This window comes from Actinoplanes sp. NPDC051537, assembly GCF_055586105.1.
The window spans coordinates 25,808-32,764 of record NZ_JBVJIU010000037.1; the positions used below are offsets into that span (position 1 = coordinate 25,808).

The 6,957-nt window shown below is 70.0% G+C and carries 6 protein-coding genes; 5 read left to right on the top strand and 1 reads right to left on the bottom strand.

Going from position 1 to position 6,957, the window contains the following annotated elements:
- Positions 1-117 precede the first annotated feature (117 nt).
- On the top strand, positions 118-513 hold the full coding sequence (locus tag ACZ6TB_RS48095) for a hypothetical protein (protein ID WP_465568395.1): 396 nt from the start codon (positions 118-120) through the stop codon (positions 511-513).
- Here the strand turns inward: ACZ6TB_RS48095 and ACZ6TB_RS48100 are convergent.
- Positions 492-1,502 carry a LacI family DNA-binding transcriptional regulator gene (locus ACZ6TB_RS48100; RefSeq protein ID WP_465568398.1) on the bottom strand — a complete coding sequence of 337 codons (1,011 nt, stop codon included), beginning with the start codon at positions 1,500-1,502 and terminating at the stop codon, positions 492-494. The genes ACZ6TB_RS48095 and ACZ6TB_RS48100 overlap by 22 nt on opposite strands.
- A gap of 168 nt (positions 1,503-1,670) precedes the next feature.
- Between ACZ6TB_RS48100 and ACZ6TB_RS48105 the strand changes: the two genes are divergently transcribed.
- The 4 genes from ACZ6TB_RS48105 (at position 1,671) to ACZ6TB_RS48120 (ending at position 6,855) form a co-directional block, all read left to right on the top strand.
- Positions 1,671-2,537 (top strand): carbohydrate ABC transporter permease, encoded by an 867-nt coding sequence (locus ACZ6TB_RS48105; protein ID WP_465568401.1) that lies wholly within the window; start codon positions 1,671-1,673, stop codon positions 2,535-2,537.
- Positions 2,537-3,445 carry a carbohydrate ABC transporter permease gene (locus ACZ6TB_RS48110; protein ID WP_465568404.1) on the top strand — a complete coding sequence of 303 codons (909 nt, stop codon included), beginning with the start codon at positions 2,537-2,539 and terminating at the stop codon, positions 3,443-3,445. Before ACZ6TB_RS48105 ends, ACZ6TB_RS48110 begins: the two co-directional genes overlap by 1 nt.
- Before the next feature lie 30 nt (positions 3,446-3,475).
- Positions 3,476-4,816 (top strand): ABC transporter substrate-binding protein, encoded by a 1,341-nt coding sequence (locus ACZ6TB_RS48115; RefSeq protein ID WP_465568407.1) that lies wholly within the window; start codon positions 3,476-3,478, stop codon positions 4,814-4,816.
- 62 nt (positions 4,817-4,878) lie between these two features.
- Positions 4,879-6,855, top strand: a complete 1,977-nt coding sequence (locus tag ACZ6TB_RS48120) for a beta-galactosidase (RefSeq protein ID WP_465568410.1) — start codon at positions 4,879-4,881, stop codon at positions 6,853-6,855.
- The last annotated feature ends 102 nt before the right edge of the window (positions 6,856-6,957 follow it).

Below are 6,957 nucleotides of genomic sequence, written 5' to 3' on the forward strand. Positions count from 1 at the left end.
ACCTCCCGGTAACAAGAGACGCCCGGGGATTGACCGCTGTCAAGACCATGGGAGCGATACGGCCACAACGCGACCGCGGCTCTGGCGGAGGCAGGCCCGCTCCGCGACCATAGCCGGATGATGGCGCCAGACCGAGCGGAACTGTGCCGGCGACTCGAGCCGACGCTGCTCGCCATCGCCGAGGACCGCACCGGCGTGGCGCTGCGCGAGCTGCGTCCGCGCCGCGACGACTATCCGCTCGTGTTCGCCGCCGGGTCCGTCGACCGGGCGGTCGGCCGCTACGAGGCGCTCTGGGCCGGCCCGCTCGACTTCCGTCATCCCGACCCGAGCGCCCAGGTCGAGATCGCCCTGATGCCCGCGGCCGACGGCGACCTCTTCGTCCCCGGCCGGGTCTGGGCCTCCTGGCGCTACGTCACCCCGGGGCAGACCGCGGGCCTCTTCTACGACGGCCTGGCCTGGTGCGACGACCACTGGGCCTGGTTCCCGAAGCCCTACCGGCTGCTGGGCCGATAAGGCGCGGTGCTGGGCCGACAGGGCGCGGTGCTGGCCCGCTCCACCAGCGTGACCGGCACGAGCTCGGTGCCGGGCGCGACCCGGGAGTCCCTGATCTGCGACAGCAACCCCCGCACGCACCGCCGTCCGACCTCGGCGAAATCCTGGTGCACGGTCGTCAGCGGCGGCCAGTAGTCCGCGGCCTCGGGCAGATCGTCGAACCCGACCACGCTCACATCCTCGGGCACCCGCCGGCCCCGCGCGTGCAGCGCCCGCAGCACCCCGAGCGCCATCTGGTCGTTGGCGACGAAGACCGCCGTACACGAAACCGGGAGCTCCAGGCCCGCCGCGTAGCCGGACGCCGCCGACCAGTCCCCGTGCAGGACCGGCGGCACCTCGCGGCCGGACGACTCGAGCACCTCCCGCCAGGCCTGCGCCCGCCGGGACGCCGAGAACGACTCCTCGGGCCCGGTCACGTGCCACACCGTCGGATGACCGAGATCAAGCAGATGGCGTACGGCCTGACGAGCCCCGTCCGCCTGATCGGTGTCCACCACCGGATAGCGATCGCCCGCGTCGGAGTCGACCACCACCAGCCGGACCCCGGGCGGCAGCACCAGGTTGGCCGCGTCGAGCAGGTGCACCTCCATGATCACGATGACGCCGTCGACCGCGAGCTCGCCGAGCCGGGTGAACGCCCCGAGGACCCCGTCCTGGGTCGGCACCGCCACCGGGATCAGCGTGATCGCGTACCCCTCCTGCGCGGCCTGGGTCGCGATGGCCTCGACGGTCCGGCTGTTGCCGGTGGTCGCCAGCGTGAAGAGGATGACCCCGATGGTGCGGAACTCGCCGGACTTGAGCGCCCGGGCCGCGCTGTTGGGCCGGTAACCGAGCTCGGCCATGGCGTCGAGCACCTGCCGGCGGGTCGACTCGACCACGCCGGGATGCCCGGTCGACACCCGGGAGACGGTCTGCGAGGAGACCCCGGCCAGCCGCGCGACGTCGGCCATCGAGACGCCGGGAGAGCGGCGCGACGAACTTCTTGACGATCCCTGCACGCGGTGAAACTATCACCTCGATGTTTACGTAAACATCACGCAGGCCAACTTCGCGAAACAAAACCGCACACGGCTGGTGAGCCTGATGTTTGCGTAAACATCGAGCTGAAGGGATGAATCATGGCTAGGCGGCGATCATGGAAGGGCTGGCGCTTCGTCGGCCCCTTCATGCTGGTGTTCGCTTTTGTGTTCCTCGCGCCGATCGGCTACACGATCTACCTGAGCCTGTTCCGCAACCGGCTCATCGGCGGCAACCAGTTCGTCGGCCTCGAGAACTACCAGCGGGCCGTGCAGGACTCGCAGTTCTGGTCGGCGCTCGGCCGGGTCTCGCTGTTCCTGGTCGTCCAGGTGCCGATCATGCTGTTCCTGGCCCTGGTCGTCGCGCTCGCGATCGACAGCGGCCGGCTCTACGGCAAGGCGTTCTTCCGGGTCTCGATCTTCCTGCCGTACGCGGTGCCGGCCGTCGTCGCCACGCTGCTGTGGGGCTTCATGTACGGCGCCCGGTTCGGCCTGGTCGGCAACATCAACGACGCCCTGCACGTGACGCTGCCCGACCCGCTCGCCCCGCACCTCGTGCTCGCGAGCCTCGGCAACATCGTGACCTGGGAGTTCGTCGGCTACAACATGCTGATCCTGTATTCGGCGCTGCGCACCGTGCCGCACTCGCTCTACGAGTCGGCCGAGATCGACGGCGCCGGCCCGTTCCGGATCATCACGGCGATCAAGCTCCCCGCGATCCGGGGCGCGATCGTCGTCGCCACCATCTTCTCGGTGATCGGCAGCTTCCAGCTGTTCAACGAGCCCAGCATCCTGCGGCCGCTCGCCAAGAACGCGATCACCACGTTCTTCACCCCGAACCTCTACGCCGCCTCGCTGTCCTTCTCCGGGCAGCAGTACAACTACGCCGCCACGGTCGCCGTCCTGATGGCCCTCGTCACGATCGTCGTCGCGTACGTCGTGCAGCTGCGCGGAACGAAGGAGCGCTGATGACGTCGACGGCTCTGCGGCCGGCCGCGCGTACCGCCGATCTCTCACCCGCACCTCGCCGCCGCCGGCGCCGCAGCATCCTGCTCACCGGTCTGGTCGCGCTCTTCGCCCTGTACAGCCTGGTGCCGCTCGCCTGGCTGGTGATCAACGCGACCAAGACCCAGGACGGGCTGTTCACCTCGTTCGGCCTCTGGTTCGACGACGGGCATTTCGCGCTCTGGGACAACATCAGGACCACGTTCACGTACGACCACAGCGTGTACGTCCGGTGGCTGGGCAACACGCTGCTGTACGTCGTGGCCGGCGCCGGGGGAGCGACGGCGCTCGCCACGCTGGCCGGCTACGGGCTCGCGAAGTTCGACTTCCCGGGCCGCCGCGCCGTCTTCGCGATCGTGATCGGCGCCGTCGCCGTACCCGGCACCGCGCTCGCCGTGCCGACCTTCCTGATGTTCAGCAAGATCGGCCTGACCAACACGCCGTGGGCGGTGATCATCCCGTCGCTGGTGACCCCGCTCGGCTTCTACCTGATGTGGACGTTCTCGGCCGACGCCGTCCCCGACGACATCCTCGAGGCGGCCCGGGTCGACGGCGCCGGGGAGTTCCGCACGTTCTTCCGCATCTCGCTGCCGCTGCTCGCGCCGGGCATCGTCACGGTCCTGCTGATCAGCACGGTCGCGACCTGGAACAACTACTTCCTGCCGCTGATCATGCTGAAGGACCCCGACTGGTACCCGATCACGCTCGGCCTCAACGCCTGGAACGCGCAGTCGGTCACGGCCGGCGGCCAGGCCGTCTTCAACCTCGTGATCACCGGGTCGCTCCTCACGATCCTGCCGCTCATGGCGGCGTTCCTGCTGTTGCAGCGCTACTGGCAGTCGGGTCTGGCCGCCGGAAGCGTCAAGGAGTAATCCCTCCCTCCCCCTCGAAAGGACACCCTTATGTCCCGGTTGTGGAAAGCCGGAGCGGCGGCGGCCGCCGCTCTTCTCGCGTTGGGCCTCGGCGCCTGCGGCTCCTCTTCCTCCGGCGGTGACTCCGGCTCGTCGTCCGGCACCGTCTCGGACTCCGACGTCCAGGCGGCGCTCGACAAGGGCGGCACGCTCACGGTCTGGGCCTGGGAGCCCACGCTGAAGCCCGTTGTCGAGAAATTTCAGCAGAAATACCCCAAGGTGAAGGTCAACCTGGTCAACGCCGGCACCGGCAACGACCAGTACACGGCCCTGCAGAACGCGATCGCGGCCGGCAAGGGCGTCCCCGACGTGGCCCAGATCGAGTACTACGCGCTGCCGCAGTTCGCGCTGGGCAAGTCGCTGACCAGCCTGGCCGGCTACGGCGCCGACAACCTCAAGGCCGACTTCACGCCCGGTCCGTGGGCGTCGGTGCACAGCGGCGACACCATCTACGGCCTGCCGATGGACTCCGGGCCGATGGCGATGTTCTACAACAAGGACCTGTTCGACAAGTACTCGATCAAGGTGCCGACCACCTGGCCGGAGTACCTCGACGCGGCCCGCAAGCTGCACAAGGCCGACCCCAAGGCGTACATCACCAGCGACACCGGCGACGCCGGCTTCACGACCAGCATGATCTGGCAGGCCGGCGGCAAGCCGTACCAGGTCAGCGGCACCGACGTGACGATCAACTTCGCCGACCAGGGCACCACCGCCTACACCGCGCTCTGGCAGCAGCTGATCAGCGAGAAGCTGCTCGCCCCGATCCCCGGCTGGTCCGACCAGTGGTTCCAGGGCATGACCAACGGCACCATCGCCACGCTCGTCATCGGCGCCTGGATGCCCGCGAACTTCCTCTCCAGCGCGCCCAGCGGCTCCGGCAAGTGGCGCGTCGCGGACATGCCGCAGTGGACCGCCGGCGCCACCGCCACCTCCGAGAACGGCGGCAGCTCCCTGGCGATCATGGACAAGGGCGGGAACAAGGAGCTCGCGTACGGGTTCATGAAGTTCGCGAACGACGGCGACGGTGTGCAGGTGCGGGTCGACAACGGCGCGTTCCCGGCGACGACGGCCCAGCTCAGCTCGCAGAAGTTCCTCGACACCGCGTTCCCGTACTTCGGCGGCCAGAAGGCCAACGCGGTCTTCGCGAAGTCGGCCCAGAACGTCGTCCCCGGCTGGTCGTACCTGCCGTTCCAGGTCTACTCGAACAGCGTCTTCAACGACACGGTCGGCAAGGCGTACGTCTCCGGCACCACGCTCGACCAGGGCCTGAAGGCGTGGCAGGACCAGTCCGCCAAATACGGCACCGATCAGGGCTTCACCGTCAAGTGACACCCGGTGGCCCGCGGCCGTCCGCCGCGGGCCACCTTTCAGCACCCCGGCAAGGAGATCGTGTGAGTTCGCACCGCTGGCTGCGCCGCTCCGGCGCCCCCCGCCTCGAGTTCGGCGCCGACTACAACCCCGACCAGTGGCCGCGCGAGGTCTGGGACGACGACGTCCGGGAGATGCGCGAGGCCGGCGTCACCATCGTCTCGCTCGCGATCTTCTCGTGGGCGCGGATCGAGCCGGCCGACGGGCGCTACGACTTCGGCTGGCTCGACGACGCGATGGATCTGTTGCACGCCAACGGGATCGCGGTCGACCTCGCCACCGCGACGGCCTCGCCGCCGCCGTGGCTGACCACGGCGTACCCGTCGATCCTGCCGGTCGACCGCCTCGGCCACACCCTCTCGCCCGGCGGGCGCCAGCACTGGCGGCCGACCTCGCCGGTGTTCCGCTCGCACGCGCTGCGCCTGGTCCGGGCGATGGCCGACCGTTACCGCGACCACCCGGCGCTGGTCGCCTGGCACGTCAACAACGAGCTGGGCTGCCACAACGTCTACGACTACTCCGACGACGCGGCGCGGGCGTTCCGGGCCTGGCTCGTCGCCCGGTACGCGACGATCGACGCGCTCAACGACGCCTGGGGCACGGCGTTCTGGTCGCAGCGCTACGGCAGCTTCGACGAGATCCTGCCGCCGCGTCTGGCCGCGTCCTACCCGAACCCGGGCCAGCAGCTCGACTTCAAGCGGTTCTCGTCCGACGCGCTGCGCGACCATCTGCGCCTCGAGCGGGACATCCTGCGGTCGGTGACGCCCGACGTGCCGGTGACGACCAACTTCATGGTCATGGGCGAGACCAAGGGCATGGACTACGCGGCCTGGGCGGGCGAGGTCGACTTCGTCGCCAACGACCACTACCGGCAGCCGGGCGCGCGGTCGCTGGACGAGCTGTCGTTCTCGGCCAACCTGACCGGCAACCTGGCCGGCGGCCGGCCCTGGTTCCTCATGGAGCACTCGACCAGCGCCGTCAACTGGCAGCCGATCAACCTGGCCAAGCGGCCGGGCGAGCTGGAACGGGACTCGCTCACGCACGTGGCCCACGGCGCCGACGCGGTCTGCTACTTCCAGTGGCGGCAGTCCCGGGCCGGCGCCGAGAAGTACCACTCGGCGATGGTGCCGCACGCCGGGACGGACAGCGACGTCTTCCGCTCGGTGGCCGCCCTCGGCGCCCGGCTGCGCGACCTGGCCGATTTGGCCGGCTCGCCGCGAACCCCCGCCCGGGCCGCGATCGTCTTCGACTGGGCGTCGTGGTGGGCGTCCGAGCTCGACTCCCATCCGACCGACCGGCTCCGCTACCGGCAGGAGGCCCTGGACTGGTATTCGGCGTTCCTCGACCTGGGCGTACGCGTCGACGTCGTCCCGCTGTCGGCCGAGCTCGGGTCGTATGACGTCGTCGTCGCGCCGATCCTGCACGTCGTCCCGGCGGAGCTCGCCACCCGGCTGTCGGACTACGTCGCCGAGGGCGGGCATCTGGTCACCACGTACTTTTCGGGGATCGTCGACGAGCACGACCGGGTCTGGCTCGGTGGCTATCCCGGGGCGCTACGGTCCTTGCTGGGCATCCGGATCGAGGAGTTCGCCCCGCTGCTGGACGACGAGCGGGCCGACTTGGACAACGGGACATTTGGGACATTATGGACCGATCGGATTTCGCTCGCCGATGATGCCACGGAGGTGCTCGCCTCCTTCAAGACCGGCGACATGGCGGGCCGGGCCGCGGTCACCCGGCGGCCGGTGGGTGACGGCTCCGCCGCGTACGTCTCGACTCGTCTCGGGCCCGAAGGGCTCGCTCCCGTCCTCGCCGATTTGCTCGCGCGTGCCGGGGTGACCAGCGACCTGCCCGCGGACCTGCGCGGACGCGTCGAGCTGGCGATCCGCGGCGACTTCCGTTTCGTCATCAACCGCACCGACGTGGCGCTCGACATCGCCGCGCTCGACGCCGCGCAGCCCATGCTCGCCGCCAGGGGAGTGGCGGTGATCCGCGCCTGACCGTTCCGGGCGCGGGCGGGGGGGGGGGGGGGGGGGGGGGGGGGGGGCGGGGGGGGGGGGAGGGGGTGGGGGGGGGGGGGAGGGAAGGAGGGGGGGGGGCGG

Excerpts from the sequence above, each read along its gene's own strand:
- ACZ6TB_RS48105 (WP_465568401.1), top strand. The coding sequence starts at position 1,671 with ATGGCTAGGCGGCGATCATGGAAGGGCTGGCGCTTCGTCGGCCCCTTC.
- ACZ6TB_RS48115 (WP_465568407.1), top strand. The coding sequence starts at position 3,476 with ATGTCCCGGTTGTGGAAAGCCGGAGCGGCGGCGGCCGCCGCTCTTCTC.
- ACZ6TB_RS48100 (WP_465568398.1), bottom strand. The coding sequence starts at position 1,502 with ATGGCCGACGTCGCGCGGCTGGCCGGGGTCTCCTCGCAGACCGTCTCC.
- ACZ6TB_RS48110 (WP_465568404.1), top strand. The coding sequence starts at position 2,537 with ATGACGTCGACGGCTCTGCGGCCGGCCGCGCGTACCGCCGATCTCTCA.
- ACZ6TB_RS48095 (WP_465568395.1), top strand. The coding sequence starts at position 118 with ATGATGGCGCCAGACCGAGCGGAACTGTGCCGGCGACTCGAGCCGACG.